The sequence below is a fragment of the Sporocytophaga sp. genome, from assembly GCF_017745095.1.
Taxonomy (GTDB): domain Bacteria; phylum Bacteroidota; class Bacteroidia; order Cytophagales; family Cytophagaceae; genus Sporocytophaga.
The window spans coordinates 38270-62349 of record NZ_JAGHZZ010000027.1; the positions used below are offsets into that span (position 1 = coordinate 38270).

At 35.8% G+C, this 24080-nt stretch carries 5 protein-coding genes; 2 read left to right on the forward strand and 3 right to left on the reverse strand.

Annotated elements, in window-relative coordinates; all coding sequences use genetic code 11:
- Positions 1 to 218 precede the first annotated feature (218 nt).
- Positions 219 to 1079 carry a tyrosine-protein phosphatase gene (locus J7604_RS23890; RefSeq protein ID WP_293902043.1) on the forward strand — a complete coding sequence of 287 codons (861 nt, stop codon included), beginning with the start codon at positions 219 to 221 and terminating at the stop codon, positions 1077 to 1079.
- A 162-nt stretch (positions 1080 to 1241) separates the two neighbouring features.
- On the opposite strand, the gene J7604_RS23895 is transcribed toward J7604_RS23890, so the two are convergent.
- Genes J7604_RS23895 through J7604_RS23905 form a run of 3 tightly spaced genes read right to left on the reverse strand, consistent with a single transcriptional unit; the run spans position 1242 to position 18798 of the window.
- Positions 1242 to 4553 (reverse strand): hypothetical protein, encoded by a 3312-nt coding sequence (locus tag J7604_RS23895; protein ID WP_293902046.1) that lies wholly within the window; start codon positions 4551 to 4553, stop codon positions 1242 to 1244.
- Positions 4554 to 4591: 38 nt separating this feature from the next.
- Positions 4592 to 11173, reverse strand: a complete 6582-nt coding sequence (locus J7604_RS23900) for a neuraminidase-like domain-containing protein (protein ID WP_293902049.1) — start codon at positions 11171 to 11173, stop codon at positions 4592 to 4594.
- A gap of 35 nt (positions 11174 to 11208) precedes the next feature.
- A complete protein-coding gene (locus tag J7604_RS23905; protein WP_293902052.1) occupies positions 11209 to 18798 on the reverse strand; it encodes a SpvB/TcaC N-terminal domain-containing protein in 7590 nt (2529 codons plus the stop codon).
- Positions 18799 to 20141: 1343 nt separating this feature from the next.
- Here J7604_RS23905 and J7604_RS23910 point away from each other — a divergent pair.
- A partial coding sequence (locus J7604_RS23910; RefSeq protein ID WP_293902055.1) for a right-handed parallel beta-helix repeat-containing protein occupies positions 20142 to 24080 on the forward strand: 3939 nt, incomplete at its 3' end.

The window sequence follows — 24080 nt, forward strand, 5'->3', positions numbered from 1 at the left end:
ATTAATTTCTAAATAAGAAATCAAAACTCTTTCATAGGAAAATAAAATTCTTGCAAAGAAAGCCAATATTTCCAGTTAGATAATTGAAACACAAAAAAGAAAATAATTCCATTTTTGTAAAATAAAAATCTCAACATTCTAATAACACCCTCACAACATTAAAATAATATTTGACATATACTTTTGGTCCAAATTAAATAAAGTACAGTCAAATAAAAATGAAAAAAATTATCAGACACTCTCTTCTGCTATTTGTTATCTTATCAGGATTGGCTTCCTGCAAAAAGAATAACGATGATGTCCAACCAACTAACACTTCAACTGTCCCTTCAGAAAGACACATTGCACTTGCAGGTGAAGATAATATGCGTGATCTGGGAGGATATCCTAGTAATGATGGAAAGAAGGTTAGATTCAAAATGCTTTACCGTTCCGGTGAGTTATCTGGACTTACAAGCGAGGATCTGACAAAGTTAAATTCATTCGGTATAAGAAGAGTAATTGATTTAAGAACTTCTTCAGAGCGTAACAGTCAGCCAGATAAGAATATTGACAGAACAATAAAATACTATCTATCTCTGATTGCTGATACTTCTGATGTTTCAGGCGGTACTTCTCAAATCATGGGACAGATTATCTCAGGTAAAATTACGGCAGAGCAAATTATGATTCCAGCTTATGCTGTTGACTCTCTTAAAATAGCTAATTGGAAAATTGTATTTGATCTGTTGAGAACCGGAGATCCAACACTGTTTCACTGCACAGCCGGAAAAGACCGTGCAGGCATGACTTCAGCATTGATACTTTCTGCTCTAGATGTACCAAGAGATACTGTTATAGCAGACTTTATGAAATCAAATGTTTATTTATCTGCATCCATTGAAACGACAGTATCTCAAATCAACAATGCTTATGGAGCCGGATCAGGAGATAAGTTAAGACCTTTGCTTGGTGTTGAGCAGTCTTTTATCACAACTTTTTTCCAGAATATTGAGCGTCAATATGGAACAGTAGATAACTTCCTGACTAACATATTGGAAGTTGATAAAGCAGAGATGAAGAAACTATACCTTGAATAGACATTTATTATGTTTAAAATCTTCCAATGAATTTTTCATTCATTGGGCATTAATATAGTCAAGGTTAGATTTTATTGGCAAGGGAACTAGAAAGATTAAATATATAGAAAATGCCATGTAAAGTCTTACATGGCATTTTCTATATAGGCACGATTTTAAAAATTAGGAATTCCTGGCAAATGTAACTGCCATGTATACCTTCTTATCTTTGTTATTTTTGAGGAATGGAAATACAGTAGAGTCCTTATTAACTGAAAGCGTCCAGTTTTTAGATGAATCGAGCGTTAAAGGGACGATCTGGGTTCCGATGTTCAATTTATTCTTTGTCCAATCTATACAACAGAAGGTAAGATTAATAACATCGTCCATACCAAGTTTATTTACCCAATATGGAAACATGTCCTTGTTCAATGAAATATTAAGCAACCTGTCATCGTCCTTTGTAGCTGATTCAAATCGGTACCAAGCAGTACTGAAATCGTAATTAAGGCAGAATAACTGGACTAAATTAGATGCTTCTAAAACATTTTCTTTGATGTATTCAACGGCTTTCGCTTTGAGCAATCCTGCTTCTCTTGCGGTATAACGGATATGCAAGACAACATCTGAAATAGATTCAAAATCGAACTGAGGTATGTCGTTGGGCAGTTCCAATCTCCATGTACTTTCCACACCTGCTCCTTCAAAAGGTAAAAACCGTTCATCTTTAAGATTCGTTTCGAACATACCAGTGTCATTTTGTCCGGTACTTGTAACGATGGATTGAATAGTTCCTGTAAAGTCTCGGAATCTGTCATCGTCTTCGCTTAATTTTCGAGCATATTCATCGTCTTTCAATAGATTAGATGTCCTGATAGAGCTTTTAACCAATGATAATTTACAATGTACACCAGTATAAGGGCCTGTGATACAAGGAATAGACAATGCAACAGTCTTGATTCTTCTCATATATTGTCCGGGACTATCCATGTCAAATACCCATTCCGGAATTTTAATTTCACAACTACCAGTTGCTTTTAGTTTCAGAAGTCCGATTGGATCAAGCTTACGCAGAGACACATGTTTTACCATTTCATAGTCGCGAGCATTTTGCTTCAGATAAGCCATTTCCAGCCTTTTCAAATCCAGGTAGAGTGTTTCACCAGCCAACAGACCTTTCCTTGTGCTATCCCAGTAACCAAATTGAATGATGTTTAAATTATCAAATTCTTTTCTCATTAATTCGTATTTCATGGTTTCCTCTGCAGCTTTTGCGGTATCATATGCGAATTTATAAGTATCAAAATAAGTCTTGGATATTGTACTTTTCATCCACGAATACAAGTCTTCCTGGGTAAATTTATTTGTCATGAAATCATATACCTCCTGGGACTGTTCAATTTGTTTCAGATGATTCTCATATTCCTTTTTGGCCATTTGTTCTCTTATCAATGAACATACCATTTGACGTCCGTATTGAACAAGTTCACTTGCTGCTAGGTTAGATTGCAACACATACTCCTCTGCCCTACGATAATACCCAGCCATTTTGGATGCCCTTTCAGCACTGCCAGCAAATGCATTTGCCACAGCTTTAACTGCATTTGTAGCTTCTTTTACACTATCCCCAAATTGATCTCCACCAATTTCTAATTTTCCACCAACTCCCAGTGGCGTGCCATGAAGTGCAGTCTTTGGAATTAATTTCAAACCTGCTGCCGCTACTTGAATTCCCATAGCAATTTTATTAAATGTATCCGACGTAGGTAGAAAGATATTTAACTCAGCATTTTCATTTTTATTCAATGGAAGTGTTTTACCAAGTTGTCCGCCGAAAATATCAGTTACTACATTGCCTGCAAATTCCATTAAACCTCCAACTGAATCTTCCACTCTATAGGGCTCATTAGTAATATCTGCAGCATATTTGCCTACCCATTCTGTATAAATTCCATCAAATGATTCTTCATTCAGGTTATTTCTATCCAGATCAAGTTTCTTCAGCGGGTCTATATCACTATCCTGACTGCCAAGTATTTTCTTATAATGCTTATATCTTTCAAAGGCTGTATTTCTGCTTTTTACCAATGCTTCGGTTGAAGATTCAGACTCCTTCCATTGTAAGAACCGCACATCCCTTACAAGGTTCTGAAGGTTTAGCTCATGTTTTTGTCTGAGAACAGCAAGATGTTCCGCTTCTCCTTTTTCTATAGAAGAAAGTAATGAGTTACCTAAAGATTTAAGTTCATTACATATCTCCATTGCCTTCTGCAGAAGCAACGGACCTCTTACTACAGACAATGGTTGATTGATATTATTCACAATACTTGCTATATCAAGACCTGCTGCCGCTGCTTTGACCAACATTCCAGGATCAATCGGAGGATCAAAAAGAGCTAGCTTCTGAACAATACCTTCAATGTTCATACAATGCCTGATCTTGTAAAGACGATCTTCCACTGTATCCCAATATCCCAGGAGCTTATCGTTTTGTGGAATACAGAAATACAGGCTTCTGGTTATTCCGAATACAGAATTACTTCCTTGATTTGCATTTATAGAACTTGTGGAGACAGTATTAAAAGGAAAATCATTTTCCATTTCAGCAAATGTATTACCGAATGCATCAATGCCCATGGCTTTAAGCTCCGCATAACTTTTCGGTTTTACCTTTCCCCTCGGTGGTATTTTTTCTGGCCTAAGTCCGAGTATATTCGATGCGAGCACATATATCTGAGTAGCTTCGTTAATGGATTCAATGGTATTTTGCCTGAACAAACTATCTCCCCAGGCAATTAGATTATCGAGATATTTCATTAATACATTTAACTGGTACGCAAGATATCTGCCTCTGGCGATTACATGAGGTTGAAATGGCTTGTCTCTCCAGGCCTGTATGCTTTTCTCTATCCTTGTCTTAAGTTCTGAATCCTCAGGGGCACTTAATTTCTTCATCATTTCCTGGATAAACTCAGGAGATGTTTCTTGTCTGAATCGAAGAAACTTCCAAAAGCGCTGAGGGGAATCTACTGTATAATCATTGCTTGTAGGATCGAATATATAGTGAAACCATCGCTGCGCTTCCTCAAACTTCTGATTAGAGCTTAGGTGACATGCTATTGCGAGGGGAGCATGAAAGAAAAGTTCCCAATTATAAATAGAATATGCGCCGTCATCACTAACATCAATATTCTCCTGGGCAAAAGTTTTTTTAACGGTGCCATTTGTATAGTCTATAGGTTTGAGTACGTTTTTTTGAGCAACATAGTGGTCAGAAAGATTTGCTTTTAGTGAAGCCAGTTTATTGACATCAAACAATGAATTCAGCCCTTTTTTATTAAGCAATTGAATAAGTTCATCTACATAAGGATGGTAATGTACCGATAACTTATAGTTTATTACTCTTTTATTTTTCTTAGTCTGAACCCATGAGCCTAATTGTGATTGAAGCTCTTGGTTGATTGTATATTCATGGAAGTTTCCTATGTTTTTCATCTTTATAATTTTAGAAAATCAATGAGTAAAATGAATATTTAATTAAAAATTTCTACTGCTGATTGCAGGCTATTCTGCAGCTTTCCATCTACTCCGAAACTAACTTTGCCAAAGGAGAATATGTCAGTAGAAGGAAGAATAACAGTATAATTAGGATTGGATGTAATTGCCAGTCCGTCCCAAGGATTAACAACTGGTCCTTTAGGGTCTTTGAATTTCGGCTTTTCCGCCAGTGGAGGAATTTCTTTAATTGGAGGTACTGTCAATATTCCAAAATCATAATAACCAGTAAAATCTCTAATTGGCACTAGTTCCTCATCAGGTTGGCCATAAAAAATACTTTTTTCATCACGATAAAAGAAGGGAGCTTCCCATTGATTTCCGCTAAGCTTATACCTCATAGGAAATAACTGAAAACTTCCTATACTACCTGATTTTCTAGTAAGCAATGATTCAGTAATGCTTGCTTTATTATTAGGCTGATCAACATTGACTTTAAATTCAGAAGAATTGGTATCGATGAATATTCCGGCGTTAGACTGGGCTCCGGAAGACTCGTAAGGTTTTCTAAATAGAGAAGCATTGAATTGACCTGCTGATTTTAATTCCGAATCTTCTTCCTGTGTTATTACTGGAGGACTATTTTTACTTGTGTAAGTAATTTTATATATATAATTTATATCACCATAATAATAGAGACTAAATACCAATCTTTCAGATATATTATTCTTAGGCGCTTCTATTCTGCCGTATAGAATTATATTTTTTATATCAAATGAAGATAATTGACTTAGTACAATTGGCTTATCCAGATCGGATGATTTAGGAGAACTCCATTTACCATCGTAGTATTCTAACCAATGCATAGTGAGCTCCACTCTAATCTTTACATTGTTTTTCCAATCACCAGTGCTCAAATCTTCCATTGAAAAATTAGCACCTCCACTTTGAGCTCCCTGGGCTTTTTGAAAAGATTTTAACCAGAAGACAAATAACCTGTTCTTCCACATTACAGGATATATATAATCTCCATCAATATTCACTGATATCTTTTCCCATGGTGTCCAGTACCCATACTCGAAGCGTCGATAATAATGTTCCCTGTGCTGACCATTCGTTCTTCCGAAAACATGGACAATATCATCATTCTGATTTCCTTTTTCATTTTCTTCCAGATACATCCCTACTATTTCAAGCCTTGCTACTTCATCCAGCTTTTTTAGGTAAGTGAGATATGCCTTTTCCGCAAGATCCTGATTGAGATCAGATTGAAAAAGTTCTCCTTCCAGTTCTTTATAAAATGATGATTTATTGTCACGCAATTCCGGCTCCAACCAGTTTTCCGGATAAAGGAATACTTTCCTGTTTGCTTCCCATATTCTGTATCTTCTCATCCACTCCCATTGTTCTGTCTTTATGGATGAGGGCGCTACCTTTGGCTCCAGATTTATAAGGCACCTGTTAATAAACAACTGAACACTTGAAAGGGCCTGTCTGACCCTGGATGTCTGCATGCAAGCATCCATTTCAACATCTATAAGGAAATATTCAAATAGTTTATTTGCAGTATTGACTTCATCAGAGGGTTTGTAATAAGTCAGTATGAAGCTAACCAAGGCATCGCGCTGTTTATTCCGCAAAGGGTCACTGATGCTTTGCATTGTTTCAAGCCAGACGGCACCATCAATCTTTGCCTTTATCTTGGCTTTAATATCACGAATCGTTTCCGCATCCGGAGTGTTCTTTACCCAGCTCAAAACCTGCAAAGCAGGATACCCTGTAGCAGTAACAAAGGCCATTGCATTTATTACCTTTGTAAGATTACTGATGGAGGACAGATTACTTTTATTTAAAGAGAATTTTTCTAAAACCTTATCAAGGTCTATTTCATTCCAATAGTTTATGGAAAGCAACAGATTTTTTCCTTGACCATTTTTTACTTCAGGATCTTTCAGAATGTTAATCCAGTTGTCCTCTTCCGAATCATAATCTTTTTTAATTTTAACAAATTCCAATAACAATAAAACCTTATTCCACAGCCCATGCAATGCAGAATCTGAAATGTTATGCTCCGTATCAAGCTCGTTCAGGATATTTTTGGTCTCTGCATTATTTCCCGTCAACCATGAAAGTTCCATGGGAGTAAGCTGAAGAATATTATGTAGATAGACTGCTTTCTGAAGTCTGATCAGAGAAGATTTTGCATTGAAAATACTTTCCTTATCAAAAATATTGTTGTCTGGCACAATGCTCTTGGCCATTGCCTTTGTACGCCATAATAGGTTTGCTGTTCCATCTGTTGGTAAATTTCCGATCTGCAAACTGGCTGCATAAATAACCCCAGTCTTTAGTGGAACAGGAATGGTTGTTGCAGCTTCTTTAGACGTTCCTATTGAAACATTATCCAAGACTTTTATTCCGTCAAAAGTTAATGTAATTAAAGTATTTTCAGGTGCCTGGATATATAAAAGATATTCATCAGTGGCAATAGGATCTACATAGAATTCATAAATCTGATTCGTATTAAAGACAACCTTCTTCTGAAGATTAATAAAATCATTTACTACAGATTTACTATTATCTGACAAGGCCTGAACAACTTCAGGTCTTTCCATTAGGATGTCGGTTATTTCTAAGTCCGATTTTAAAATAGAGGATAAAGTATTCTTCAATCCGAAAACTTTAAGTCTTAGTTTCAGGTCTGGTAATATTTCATTCAATAATGCCTGGGTTTGTTCTGCAGGATCCTCTATAAGTTTTACTGTATCAAAGACTGATTTAAGTTCAGGATATGAAACTCCGAAGCTGTTCAAATCGGCATTACTTAAATTAAATAATGAAGTGACTGCATTCTTAAAATCATTCTTAAAGGTATCGAGATCTGCAGGAGAATTTATATTGCTTAAGTCGCCATCTACAAGTAAATCAGCTTTGCTTTTCAGATTATTTTGAGCATCGTTAGTCAACACTCCATTATATGTAAGAAGCTTGCTAAATGCATCATAATTCACTTTTGAATCTGTCTGAATTAGTTTATCTGGGAGACTTTCTTCCTTTAAAATAAGAGATGTGGAATAAGTTTTTGAATCTGTTATAAAAGCAAAAAAATCATTTACCACAGTCGGATCATAGACTTGAGACATTCTGTCTTTTGCAAAAGCAAAATCAGCATTGGCCGGAGCGCTTCCGTTTTCTACATCCACAGTATTTAATACCTGATTGATAACTTTGAGATTATTAAGAATTTCTGATTCTGAAGATTCAAGTTTCCCACTTAAATCTTTACTCCAAAGAATATAATTCAGATCTTTAACCTTTACAGAAAGATCTTTGAGCAAGGCAACTATTTTTAATATTTTTATTAAAGAAGGTTCGTCAGTATCAAAATCATCTGCAAGAGGATCTATATTGGTTAAACTGCTCAAATCATTCAGGTCAGGAACAGTAGACTTTATAAGCTTTGCAAGTTGTTCAATTCTTACATCTCTGCTAAAGCTTTTATCCCATAGAGTCTGCCAATCTTTTTGTTTTTTACCGGATACAGATTGCATATCCATAACACGAAGGAAATTGGCAATACGTGCAAGCAATTTTACAAATGCATTATCCAGATTTCCTTCATTCAAGTCCCTAGATGGCAGAGGCAAAAAAGTATCTATTAAACTGTCTGTTTGCGAAATGCTCCAACCCTCTTTCTTCATAAGACGAATGAAACGATGTAGCTTATGATACTCGATGGCAGTTAGTTTTTCTGCATTTACATCAGGATTCAGATAGCGCAATTGAACTTTTGCAAAATTACAATCACAGGATTCATCAGGATTAATATCTTTAAGTACGATGAGTTTCAGAATCAAATCCTGATTTTTTCTTATCCATTGTGGTACATCATTATTATAGTCGTCAGTTAGATTCAGGTCTTTAGGAAGTTTGCCTTTAAACTCATCATCACCTATAGAACCATTGATCACCTTTACTATTTCATCCATGCCTATTTTAAGCCTGGAAAGTGCTGGAACCAATACTGATCCGGGATTGATAAATTTGGTTTTTAAAATTTCGATAAGATCTTCATACGAAATTTCTACTCTACGACAGAAGTCTTTTCCACCTGAAATTGCCGTGTTTAAATCATCTATTGAAATCCCTTCTGGTTCTCCAAAATATTCCGGAAGCGTTCTATATGTAATGTTGGTAAATAGCTGATATTCTTCTTTAGTCAGACCAAGAGTTTCAATCCTTGTTTGTGCCTTTCCCTCAAAGACTTCCAATCCTTTTTCTAGCGTAAGGTCCCATATTTTAAATATAAGTCTTAAGGCTTCAAGAGGCTGGTCAAAAGGCAGATTATAAGGAAATACCTTTTCTTTAATGGTGTTATAAACAGTATCAATGACAAACTGAGGGTCAGCCAGCAGGTCTTCAGTCTTTACACCTTCTATAATATCGTGCCCTTTGAAGTTGATCAATGATCCTTTATTAGCAATATAGTATTCCAGTATTTCATTGACCAGGTCTATATAGGGTAATACAGTATTGGTATTCTCACAAGTAAGCTGAAGGTGTTGTATATCAGGTCTTCTTTCGTTAAGAATTTCAATCGGATTTTGCTTTTCGGGATATTTTACATCTGTGAACTGTAACAATTCAACGAGATAGGCTGCTGGACTAAGCACAGATTTACAATGGTCGCAGGCACAGTAATCCATGTTTCCGAATAACTCTTCCAGTGTTGGATAAGCGATAATTTCCTGTTGTCCTTTTTTGAGCTTTCCTGAAATCCCATAAACATTAGGCATGCCTCTGTAAGTCAGATAAGTAGTTGCCACATTAAGGACAGAAGAATAAATTTCATTGGCTTTAGTGTATACCATATCAATTTCTTCTTCATTCTTAAAGGCTTCTGAAACTGATTTTTTAAATTCATTTCTGGTAAAACTCATTATGTGAAATGCTGAATCAAAATTCGCGAAGGACAAAGCTTTCATGGCTTCATTGGAAGGTGTGAGCTGGTAAAGACGTTCAATTTTCTTCACAGCACTCTGCATTTCAGGTTTAAGGTCATGAAATCCATCCCAGCTTTTTACCGGTTGTTGACCAATTGTATATTTAAGTGACGTCTTTTTAAAAAAATCTGAAAGCTCTTCTTTGGGAACATTTGTTCCTGTACTGAACTCATTTCGTTGTATCATCTCTGAAACTACCAATGAAGGATAGCTTTTTTGAACCATATTAGCCATTCCTTTGGCATAATCCTTAAGATTGATATCTGCAGGAAGATCTTGCCCAATAATCCTTTCCCATTCTTCCTCTTTGTAAAGCCCTGCCTCTACGAGCTGTGATGCATCAGAGATTCTGAAATTCTCATATAAGCGCTTCATTAGAGGAGCATTCTGTAAAGTCAGATAACCTAATTTGCCGTCTGTCTGCAAGCTCGAAACAGTGTGGTCATCGAATCCCTTTTCTTTTAGGGACTGCCAGAACTTGTTCACATCTTCTCCTGATTGCCTGTAACTCTCTACAAATGATTTTTTCTGATCATTATTTAATCTGAGTTCCAGTAAAGAATTAAGAGAAGATACTCCTGAAACGGGAGGCTGATGCAATATATAATCAGCGCTTATGGACTCCTGAATTTTAATTGTTTCCTGAATATTAGTCCCAGGCTGAATCACTTTATTTTCCACTGCTTTGTTTAACAGATTTCCAAGTGATTCGGACGAAAGCTTACTCACGGCCTCACTATTCCCGGCAACACCTGATCTGAAGATTGCATAATAGTGTTCTGCAGGAATTTTGGTTTCGGAACTTAATTGGTCTGCCTGAGATGCCATAGCAATTATCCTGGCATCCCATCCTGTTTTGTTGGCTATTAAAGTGATATCACTATGAGTTTCATCTTCTTTCAGATCCTTTAATGTTTTAGCTCCCAGTATTGGTCTAATATCATTCATAAGCCTTTCAAACTCTACCGGCCTCAATACCTGACTAGCAGCGATAACAACGTCGATTGTTTCTTCTTCGGAGGCATTATATTTTATTTCAGATCGAATTATTTCCTTCTGATTATTATCCGCTTCAAAGATTCTTAGTTGAATATCAGGACTAGTTTTTCCTTCTAATTTGTCCTTTGGGTAAAGGATATTATAATTTCCGAAAGGATCTGTATAGCCCTCGCCCAACACAACTTCTCCACCAAGCCTTTTATCATAAGCAATGATATGACCATTTGTAACAGGCAGGCCATTGTCTGAAGCAATTCTTCCGCTTATTTTGTTAAATCCGGGAACTGCACCTCCCGGCGCATTGCCTTCCAGAGGAATTGAAATGATAATATCCGATGATTTTCTTTCTGCATTCCACCTTACATTGTTTGAGGTATTGACTAGCAGATAATCACCTTTATAAACTTTAAAATAAATATCCGGACGACGATCAAAAAGTAGTTCCGAATAATATTTTTCATTGAATTGAATAGAAAAAAATCCTTTATCATTACTGGTTGCAGAGCCTAAAAGATCATCTATGATGTAATCTTTGTCCCAGGCTTCTATTCTGAGATTTGCAACTGGCCTTGCAGTCTTTTCAGTCAATACAAAGCCGCTAATTTCAATATTTTCCATGGTCTAAAAATTTTGTTAATGTTTAGTGTTAATGTTTAAAAATATCTACGCTGAGTATATCTGTTTGTATCATTTAATATCCCTGGCTTATCCTCAAAACCATACCTACTTCTTAAAGAACCAGATTCTTGACTGGCTGTATCATTTCTAGCGTTATCTTTAGCTACCCCCCATCCTAAGCCGAATATGTTACCACCTATAGCAACTCCTATTGCTTGTCCAGAAACCTCACCTGTTTTACCCCAAAATCTACCAATCCCTTCCCCTATAGCTTCCCCAATATATCCGCCAATCTTTGCGAATAGATCTGGAGCTGCTCCATATAAAAGGAGTAAACATCCCAAAACAGCCAACCCTGTATTTTTGAAAGCCATTGAAGTTATAGCAATTGAAATTCCACTAACAATAAAACCTATTGACATTCCTTTTCTAATATTATACCAAGCATCTTTGACGTCATTCTTTTCTTCTATTGCTTTCAGATTGTTATAAATATCTTTCCATTCTTCTTTTGTCAGTCTGGCAATAGCAGGCTTCTCATCTTTTCCAAAGGCACCTTTTTCTTTCATCAATTCTATGCCTTTTTCAGTATCAAGAACTACTTTATAAAATTCTTCAAAAGATTTTTTACCCACAGCCAGGTCAATTTCAGCTTCAAGGCTATGTCCTCCTCCTACACCAAATGTATGATCAGGCAAATGATAATGGGCATCCTGAATTGGGTGGAGAAGATTAACACCTCCATCCTTTATGGGGTCGGCTTCTTTGCCAACCACATTCCCTGTTCTATAATTATTAAGTGAATCTGATACCTTCTCTTCTGTACTTCTCTTGTCCAGTACATGGATATTTTTATTTATGCCCTTTGGATCTCCAGCTATACTGTTTTTAGTAGAATCGTATTCTTTTTTTGTATCAGGAAGATTTGCCGCTTCTCCTACCTTAATTGCAGTTTCTTTGCTAACATACTGCATTGCTATAATGGTAGTGAGATCTCTATGAATCGGTGCATTTGCTCTTCCATTCGTATCAACGCTATGAACTGGTTTATTCAAAACATACGCATAAATATTCAGCCCATCGCCGGTGCCTGTGGGATCTGGGCTTAACCACCTGCCAAGCCAAGGTACATAATATCTTGAAGTATGGTATTCAAATCCCGTTTCTTCATCACGTTCCATACCTGTATATCGGTAACGCTTGGCGACTGCATTAATAGTGGCATTTTTAGCCTGGTAAGCTGTAGTTCCAAAAGGGTGATATTCTTCGTAACTGATAATCTGAGCTTTTTCGTCCAGCTCCAACCCCACAGAACCAAGATGATTATCGAGTTGGTATCGTGTCAATATGGTATCGCTTTCTGTTTCACGATCAATCATGACGAAGCGCTGGTTATCATTCATTAAACTCAGAGTTGTCCTTTCTAAGCCTGCCTTTGTTCCGCTATGGATCTTATATAATTCGTAGTTAACTATATAAATTCTCTCATCTTTGACTACAGCTTCCACATTAGCCGGAGCCTGCACTTCGGTGATTTTCCGAATACGTTTACCTTTTCCGTCGTATTGATAATACGTAGCTTCAGGGGTTCCGTCATTTTTACGTTGCTTGATTGTCTTGACAAGTTCTTCTTTAAAATTCCATTTCATGACATCCAGATGTGGCATGGATTCAATATAACCATGTTGGGGATGATGGAGATATTTATAATCGACACTCCCAATACTCGTTTTCTTAAGACGGTTGCATTTATCTTCATATTCATATTGCCTTGTCCAGTTGGAACCTGCTGTATGAATCATTTTTGAAATATTTCCAGCCCAATCATATCGGTACGATTGATTATAATTTCTTAATGCCATAGGCCCCCCAGGATTTAACTGATTCATGTAGGATGCATCATTCCAGTTATCACCGGTATCAAATATCATTTGAGAATCGTTCTCCCTCCCCGTTGCTTCAACCAGGCGGTACAGACTGTCATAGGTATATTCGGATAAACTCTCAACTATCTGATTATTGAAGAAAGTTACAGGAGCTTTTTTATCTTCTATATGTGTAATATTACCAACCGCATCATAGGTATATCTCCAGTCCTGAATAGGTTCACTGTTCTTCGGCCTGCATTCCAATTGCTTTAATCTGAATGTCTCTTTATCATAGAAAAATTTGGTAAAGACATCGTTACCATATATAACCTTACTTTTCTGACCTTTTTCATTATAATCGATGTCTTTTATATAAGGCTTTGACTCTGCTTCTTCCGGAAGTTTCACGAATTGACTGTTTAGCAAGCCGCCTTCATTATAAAAAAATGTAACAACGCTCAGATCAGGAACTGTCTCGCTTGTAATACGACCAAGCGCATCCCTCTTTATTGTAAATGTAAAATTTTTATCCTCCAGATCATCTTCCAGATTCTCTCCCTTCCAGTCTGGTACTTCTTTATATTTTTTAAAGAGTTTCCTTGCAGTATCTTTGGGCTGTCCATTAAAATCGAATGCAGAAACAGAAAGCAAACCTCCTGTATCAAAATGCAAAACTGCTCTTCCCAGACAATTTTTATTTTTTAAATCTGTCTCATTGCTTCTGCCAGGTAACAATTGGTCTTCACCATAGATAATGTAATCATAAATATTGTTTAAAGGAATAAGTCCATCACCCCCTGAAATGATGCTTTTAACAGGGCGTTTCAATTTGTCATAGAAGTATTGAAATTCATGATTACGTTCGTCCCAGGTTCTCAAGGGATGATTCAGAACATTAGAAAGCAACCACCTTTTTCCAGCATCCATGCTTTCCTGATATACTTTATGACCCAGCATATCATATTTATATTGTATAACAGTATTTTCTCTGGGATCCGTAACCTTTATCTGATTGCCTTCAATATCTAAAGTCATTTTTGAAGGAAGATATTCGTCTTTATTGGTATCAACATTTTTTAAATGTTGTATAAATAAAATACCTCTTCCAAATGCATCAGTATAAATTAAAGAAGGAGTATTAGCATGCTTTGCAGCATTCTGAGCCGCCTCTTTTTCCTTGGCAGGATCTTTCCCTTCTTTAAGTAATTCTGCATCCAGACTGCCGTCTATTCTCTTTTTGTACCAAAGAGAGTCCAGTATGTTGTCATTCGCATCGTATGCAACTTGTTTCCATGTATTAAATTCAATTTTAGAAAATGTATTATCAGGCATGGTTGTTTTAATCAATCTTCCCGGAGCATCGTAGTACATCAGAGAGGTCATGCCTGTTTCAACCAGCTCCTTCAGATCTTCATAATGATGGCTGACGGCGAAATAAGGCTCATACTGTTTAACAACATTTCCCTTATTGTTCCGAATTGTTCTTCCATTACCAATCCAGCGCAATTGGTTTTTATCAGCAGTATTTATTTCATCGACCACATAAGTATTATTATTATTAATAGTAATCCGCTTTGCAATGCCTGGCTCAGCCTGAACTTTTTTCATAATGACCTCACTGATGCCGTTTGAATATTCAAAACTCAATTGTACCGGACTATCAGGATCGGAATAGACTTCTCGCATGATTCCTGCAACTACAACAGGTTTGTTGCCAATCCTAAATGAATCAAGATCGTATACAAAACTCATTGTTGCATTTTTTAATAAGGCTTTTGCTTTTATCGTGAGTTGAGTGGAATCATTTTCAAGCAGGAAATTTTGGATATCAACTATTTCAGATTTATCTGTTATATCTAAAAATCCCGAAAGTTCATTTGCTTCATTGCCCTTTCCTTTTACAGCAATCGCCTTGACCATTCCAAGTTCGTCAGTAATAACTTCTGTTAAATTATCATTGATATCTTTAACCAGACTTGGAGCCAGCGTTCTGAAGTTGAATTTTTCAATATTGGTTTTATTTCCTAATGCATCTTCTGTTTCGATTATATGAAGGAAGTAGTTGTCATATTTAACTTTTGTTATAGCTTCAAATGAATCTTTATAAGATACCGGTACATAAAATCTGTTTTGTGCATCTGCTTGAGTTTCTGAATCTGAAATGAAATTGACGGAACCTGAACCTACCCACCAACTCGATTCATCTTCAAATTGGATGAATTTTCCTTCAGTCATATGTGAATCCACCACTCTCCCTTGGTAAATATCCTGAAGAAGTTCTGGAGTATATGCCAATTGATAATTCGCAAATGAAATCCCTTTGGAATCCATCTTATATAATGGTAATTCTTTATCTATAGCATCACGATAATAAGTGGAACGCACATGTTCAATAAGTCTTTTCTGCGCTTTATCAGGTAGTGCAGGTTTATCGTGTTCATGATAATGGACAGTTTCTGAATTCTGAGGCAGGAGAATATCTGAAAAATCTTCTACTGTATAATATTGTCCGGTTTTCTTTACATTTTTCAGTTCATATGTCTGGTTCTCTGCCGGCATTCTCAATCGATAGGTCTCTTGAGTAATAATATCATTGGTGAACTCCTTTTTAAGGTAAACAATATGTGTTTTGCCTTGCTCATCACGAGTTTCTTTAGGGAGAGTATTGTCCGCTATTTTTCTGGGATAAACTATCGATGCAGATTCTAGCACATTACCATATATATCGAACAGAATATTGAGTGTATGACTTATTCTTGGATCTTCAGGATTTCGTTCATAACTATAAGTAATAGCCTCACTTTCTTTGACAATAAAAACTGCATGTTTATTTTGCCCTTTAGGCTGCAGCATCTCAATAAAGCAGTTATGTGTTGCAACTGAAAAGGGAATCAATGCTCTTTGCTTTGCTTCGTCAGTATTACCATATTTTGCTGCATCGTTAGCAAATACTTCTGACCTGAGTCCCATGCTTTTACATGCACGCAGAGCCTCTCTCCATTCCTGTCCAGATAGCGACTCCTGAGTCAGTTGATCCGTTCCTGATATTGCAATAATTCTCGCATCATTTAAATCCGATTCATGGTGGGTAATATCTTTAATTTCGGCATACCAATAGTCCTCTTTAAACTGATTAAGTATGCCCTTCTCGTTAACAGAGGCTCCTGTATGGAACCATGACTTTGAAATGACTGGTTCCTGGTGAAGAGGTTCTTCTACAATATTTGATGCGTTTCCTTTTATCCAGTGATCAAAAGTTTCAGTATCTACTTGTTCTACCATTCCGAATCCTCTGAACTCTTTTTCTTCGCGATCATAATATCCATGATGGTATCTGTATTGACTCACAAACGCAGCATCAGAAATCTTGTCTTTGGTAATAGTCTTAGAGATGCAGTGAATAGGAAAAGGTAATTTGGTAGCCCAGATTTTCCCCTCTGATTTGTCTTTTAGATAATACTGTGTGGAAGGCAAATATTCCAAATATACCTCTTTGCCAAGATTATTTTTAAAGGAAGTAATAATGTGGGGTTTCTTGCTGCTCATAAGATCAATATATCTGAGGGGAGCCTGCAGACCTTCTTCCAGAGCTGATGACCATACTATGCAGGAAAGGCCATTTCCCAAAAGGTCCATTACCGACACTTTAGTCTGAGGATTTACCTGCGGGAAAGAGGTGATCTCAAATGGAGTTTCAGAAAAAATATTTCCGGAAAGGTTTTTCCAACAAGTAAATTTGTTTTTACCTAGATAGATGATATCCGTTGTGCCCGATCCGTCTATATCTGCTAATCTTATAAATGAAGGATTAAAAGATTCTTCCCGATCAAAGACAGGAGATTTATCCATGATAATTTTTGCACTGAAGTTCCCATAACCTAGATTGGCCCAATAACAAACTTCACCATTCCTTATTCGAACAATATCTGTCATGCCATCTCCGGACATATCTGCAAGAAAAATGGTCTGTGCTTTGTCAGCAAAGATGACCGCAGGTCCCTCTTCTTCATTTTTTGTCTTGAGGATTCTCAGAGCATCAGAATACCCATCACGTCCTTCAGAAGGATACCATGTAAAAATATCTTCTTCTGAAACTAACAGGTCAGGTTTACCATCCCCATTCAGATCGAGTATACGGACATCAGATGCATTGATATCAATGTTAGGAAAACCTTTAAAATATTTAAATGGTTTCCAGGTTGCGTCATCGTTTATTTCAAAATAACCTTTTGCGTCAGCCTCAAAGCTGACTAATTGCTTATTACCGTCTGCATCAAGATCAGCCAGTTGAAGTTTATTACCTAATTCTTGAAAAGATGGTTTAGGACTTATCAATTCAGCTTTTGAAAATCGGCCATCTCCCAGATTTGATTTGTAATACCAGGCGGATGCTTGTTCTGTAAGAATTCCCGGTAAGCCCTCTCCATACAGATCAGTAAATTGATAATTTTGGTCATCTACTCCTGCCGGAGCGTTCATCAAATTTTCCCGGGAAATTGTATTTACCTTATCATTCCATTGATGTTTTTCATATTGAAATTCCATAGGTGGCAGACTCTTTTCCGAATAGTTTCCGTCTGGCTTTCTAATGTGGCCAGTATTGGTGATAGATTTAAGAAATGTAAAACCTTCAGGTGCATCTTTGTCATATTCAAAGTTGAGAGACCTTACAAGTCCATCGTATTCTCCAGCGCCTTTAAAAAGGTGAAATAAAAGTACTCTTTTACATAGTCTTGTGGTACGTATTTCAAAACCCGCTTTATAATTAGAAAATGGGTCCTTGCGAAAGGTCCATTCATTCAAAGGCTCATAGGTATTATCATTATATTCACCATAATCCAATACCGTGGAAAAGAGATAATCAGAATTTAGAGGATATGTATCTCCGAAACTTTTATATGGTGTTTTGTTTCCATATAATATTTTTGACAGATAGAGATTCGTATAAGTGATATTTCCTTTTTCTTGTCTGTGTTTATTATGAACATAAGACATGTCAATCCCTTTAGCATTCTCTCGTTGATAAATATAGTGGGCACAATTTCCCTTGTCATCAAAGACAAACTCAGGCAACCATTCAAATATTTTAAGCGGATCTTTAGGGTCAAAAATTATGGAATTGGAACTCCAGCCAAAAAGCGTTGTCACGTTTTCCTTTGTTGTAACCCTCCATTTAATATTACGTGTATGCTTTTCACACCAGCGTTCTATTCGTGCAAAATTACCCTCAATTCTAGGAAAATAAGTCCGTATAGTATATGAATGATCTTCAGAATCTTTGTCATCAATTTCATAACTGCCATCAGACTTCTTTATAAATTTTCCGTCAATCCCTTTTTTAAATGCAGGAACGAGATCTTCTGCCTCTGAAAATAAAAAGGTGTCTGAATCCTTTTCATCAAGATATTGTGGCAGGTACTTGTCTGTCTTTCGTTTGATAGATGGAAGTCCAAAGCTCCATCCAAGTCCGAATATTCCATTGCCACTTCCTGAATTATAAGACAATTGAAGCTGAGGTGAAACTCCTCTCGCCTCGGCAAAGGGAAGTGGGATAGACAAAGACATGGTTCCATTCACAGCATTTACTGAAAACTTTTCGTCTATCCCCTTTATAGCTCCTCCTCCTTTGGGCATTGAAATAACAGGAACATTGACCTGCATATTATCCTTGCCTTCCTTAGACTGACCTTCATTTGTCAAATCTATTGGCAAATTTGCAGTAATTCCTGCACCATTGTTAAAAAATGAGTTTTTCATTTGTTCAATTTTAAGGGCTTATTTACTGAACTAAATATTGAATTATTAGAACTGATCGATTTACTTAAATGGGAGACTATACTGATGATGTATAATCTTTGACTATATAATTTCCATAAGTTCTGTCTTCAGGAAATTTCAGATTGTAAAAACTCTTATATTCTCAAGAATAGAATATTTGTATAATCAATTGCAAAAACTAAACTGGTAATAAAATATCTCCGCTTGCAGTATGTGGAGAATTAAAATAATTAATGAAAATCTATTCACTTGCAATATGAACTCTTGTGTGGTGATAAGAGCAACACTGAACAAGCTTTGCTTTAAGCGTGACTAATGTATTAAATGCATAAATCTTACGCAAATGGTAAGATGATCTTATTTGTTAATTTATATTTGTTTAATATAAATCAACAAATAAATAATAAGATTATCTATGTCAATAAGTACCCTTATTTGATCATATAATTATTAACATTCATAGGGAAAATACCTTCTATGGCGATTTGCTGTGACTGGATATTCTCCAATTGAAATTTAATGTAATGTTCTATAAAATATCACATTTTAACTATACCGTAAAAAGGTAATTTTACTCCATTGTTCTATTCGTAAAGCGTAATTGATAACTTAAAATATCTAATGTTTTACCTTTAATTGTTGGGATAGTTTTAAACTGTGTAGAAGTTTAAAATTGAATTTATTTGTTAAATTTTCCCATTTTATTCTTTAAAAGTCTAGGTCCTTTCGAAATCTAAAAAGGACTCAAATAAGATTACGTTCCTAAAGCCAAAACCTGCATTGGTAAATTAACCTCCTCAATTAATAGAATATATCCTTAATTATGTAATTAAAGAGAACTGCAATGGTCGATTATGTGGATAAAATAAACTGCTATAAATCAAACTATAGGAAGTTCAATTGATAGAATCCAATGCTTTCTTAACTATTGTTAATTATTTAATAGTCTTTGTCTGGTACTTTTGTAAACTGTTTTATAATCAAGAGGGACACAAAACACAAATCCATACTTTCTAACAACCTGAATTGATAGTTAGGATTGTTGATTGAATTTAGCTTTTTATTATGATTATAATGTTCAAATCATCCTATTACAATGAAAGAATAGACTTTCATTTACTGAATAATATCCTTTGCCCAAATCTTTCTCAAATTATTCACCACTCTCCTGTTGAATTTTTAAAAATGGCATATTTAAACTCCACCAAGCATAGCCTCATTGCAATGGTTGAATGATTCATAACTCATCAGGTCACCTCAATCAAAACATAAATTAGCTTTTATAAAAAACTTCCGGACTTTCTTATAAAGAAAAATATAAAATGAAAAATAAAGTATTCATCTCTTTACAAATCATATTTCTTTTTACAATCCTCTCATTTTCATCTAAAGCACAGGTAATGCTAGTGTCTTCTTATTATGCTAGCTCCTTACATTCATCTTATGCCAAAACAATGGACATGGCCTTTGGTGCTGGAAAATGGAAACAATTGTATTATGATAATGTAAATACTGATTCATTGCTGAACTCACCTACCTCCTATATTTATATGGAAGGAGATGAAAATCACTTTCGTTATTTGAGAGAATATTGGTTTAGTAACAGAATCAAATTTGAGGACTGGGTAAAAAAAGGTAATATACTTTTTATCAATTCAAATCCTCCGTATGACGATGAATTATCCATAGGTTTCGGAGGCGTGGAATTAGGCTTAAACTTTATTTCTGATAGTATTGTAAGTGCGAATAAAAAACATAAAATATTTAGCGGCCCTCAGAAACCTGTTGCTGAAGAGTTCTGGGGATATTCTTCTTACAATGCAGCAAATTTAACAATAAAAGGTAGTGGATTGAATCCTCTGCTTGTAAGCAAAGAGGATCCTTCGAAAATCGTACTTGCAGAAAAGGCCTGGGGAGCCGGATTTATTATTTTAGGTGCTTTGAACAGCATGAGATATGTTTTTCCTCAGATAGCTTATACTAATTTAAGATCAAATATTCTCAGTCTTAAAAATACTCCTTCAGAAGTAAGTGCAGCTCTTGATAGACCGGAAGCAAATATAAGTGTACGTTATGGAAATCAGGATGTCATCGTGTCCCTGATCAACTATGGATCCAAACCTCTGACGGAAGCAACAATTAACTGGGAGATCAACGGCACAATTCAAGCTCCATATAAATGGACAAAAGGTCTGGCTCCTTCTTCCGGTAATAATTTTAACAAGGATATATTTCCTATTGGTAAAATTCTTTTTGAGAAAGCAAAAAGTTATACTTTAAAAGCGTGGATATCTAATCTGAACGAAACTTTTACACCTGCAATACAAGATACAATTTCTCAGACTATTTATACAGCTCTTGAAGGCAGTTATAGCGTCGGAGGTGAAAACGCAGATTTTGATAATTTAAATACTGCAGTGAATACGCTTATAGAAGCAGGTGTTAGCGGGCCTACTGTTTTTAATCTTACAGACGGAGGACATCTTATAGGTCAAAAAATTCCTGCCATCAAAGGCGCTTCTTCCCTGAATACGATTACATTCCAATCTGTTTCAGGAGAAAGAAACAACACGACTATTTTCAGAGATGGTAACACTCGGGCAGATTATCTGCTTGCATTTAGCGGAGCTTCATTTATTACATTTAAAGATCTGACGATATCTGATTCATATGATATATATGATTATGGAAATATTATCAGGTTGGAAGAAGGGGCTCATGATATATCTTTTATAAATAATAGTATTTTAGGTAAGTATTATAATTCTGGTTCGAGAAGTGCCTCCACTATCATGTTTGAACAAACGGATAGTCTCCCCTGCTATAATATTCTGATAAAAGATAATGATATTACCCAAGGTTCCTATGGTATCTATATTGATCAAAGCTATAACGGAAGTAAATTTATCAAGAACCTGAGAATAGAAAATAATGTGATCAGAAATCAATTTTCAGGAGGCATTTATCTTGTTCATGTGTCTGATCTAAAGGTTCATGGTAATAAAATTGAAGGAACCCGACTTGAGAATTATAAAGGTATACATATTGATAATGCTCAGGATATATCCATTAACGGAAATAATATCTATGTACATGTTGTAGGTTTTGGTATTAATGTCAGGAATATTACAGCTTCAGAAGGTAACCGCTCACTGATCAGCAACAACGCGTTTTATGGAGATGGAGGAGCATATGTATATGGTATGGTTGCAGAAGGATGTAAAAATCTTGCTATAGTTTATAACACTTTAAATATCTCTAACACCAATACCGAAAGCACTGCCCTAAAAATCGGTGGAGCTGGAAATGATATCAAATTATTCAATAATAATGTATGCGTCAAAGGTGCAGGTATTGCGGCAGACTTCATAGTTAATGAGTCCTTTACTGACATTGTTTCCAATTACAATAACTATTATTCAGCAGGTAAATACACCTTCCGAATAAACGGAACGCAACTGCAAAAACTAACTGACTGGCAGCTTATTTCAAAAAATGATTCAAATTCAGTTTCCGTAGATGCAGCTTTCATCACTGAAGATGGATATAAGTGTACTAAAGGCTCATTGGATGGAGCTGGTATCCCAATTACTGAAATTTCACTGGATCTTGAAGGAAAATTGAGAGACGTTAGTCATCCGGATATCGGAGCAGATGAGTTTACATCTTCGGGAACAGACTTGCAACTACAGGCATTAATCGTACCTGAGGCTCCATTCCTGGCTGGCAACTATGATGTAAAGATCAAAGTTTCGAACAGTGGAAAAGAAAAGATCACCTCTTTCGATTATCAACTGACATTTAATGGTGAAGTTAAACCAGTACAAAAATGGAATGGCAATCTGGAAAAAGGGAAATCTGTTGAGATAAATCTTGGTTCTCAAACTTTCCCTTTTCTCAAAGGCAACGCACTTAGTGTAGAACTTTCTTTACCTAATGGAAAAGATGATATAAACATAGTGGATAATATTCTATCACAGGAAAATCTATATGCTGCATTACCATCCAGGACCTATACCATCGGAGGAATTTCACCAGACTTTACTTCTTTAGGAGAAGTCCAAAGCCAGTTGAAAAACGGAGGTATAAAAGGTAATGTAACTTTCATGATCAGAGATGGGATATATCATGAGCACATTGCTTTGTCTGATATATCAGGTTCAGGAGCTGATGGCAGCATTCTTTTCCAGTCAGAATCAGGAGATAGCAGCAAGGTAATTTTGAGTTATTATGTTAACCAGTATGATTACGATTCAAACTATGTCGTAAAACTTGGTAATATATCTCATATTACATTTAAAAATATGACCTTTAAGATCGATGGTGAATATTATGCAAAAGCCATAGACCTTCAGGGAGACATTTCGAATATCCGTTTTACTAATAATGTAATTATCGGAAAAGAGACTACTAATGAGAGTGAAAGCTATTCATTGGTATTTATAACAGGTAGTACAAGTCCATCAGGAGATATTACTTTTGAAAACAATTTATTAGAAAATGATGCTTATGGTTTCTTTGTGTACGCACAGCCCTCAGATGTATCAGGGACTATAGTGTTGAAAGGCAATATTTTAAAGAATCAGTATGCACGAGCTTTTAAAATGTCCAATGACTCCTATACACAGATAATATCTAATAAAATAACATCTGAAACTACTAATTCATATTACAGAGCTATTGATCTATCTAGTTCCAGAGATGATATAAAGATCCTGAAAAACAGTATTGATATTAACAGTGGTTATGGTATATATCTGGATAATATCAATGCTTCATCAGCAAAGAGAATGCTTATTGCTAATAACTTTGTAAGAACAGGAAGTAATTCGAATTCCAGACCATTTAGCATTTCTTATTCCAAAGAGGCTGATATATATCATAATACTTTTATAGGAGCTGGGACGAACACCAGCCAATATTGCGGATATATATATAACTCAAGTGCCATTGATATCTATAATAACCATTTTATCAATTATGGAAATAGTCATGCATTTTACTTCAGTAATAACAATGATTACCTCAATATAAAAGCTGACTATAATAATTACTTTACTAAAGGAACGAGTCTGATATACTCTTATAATTCTAACAGTAGTCAGTTTAGCAGTTTGCCCCAGTGGAGCACTTATTCCGGTCATGATAAGAATTCTGCATCAATTGATCCATTGATTACCACGGGTTCATATAAAGTCACTAACCCTAAACTAAACGGGACTGCTAAGTTGACTCCACTTGTTACAGATGATATTGATAAC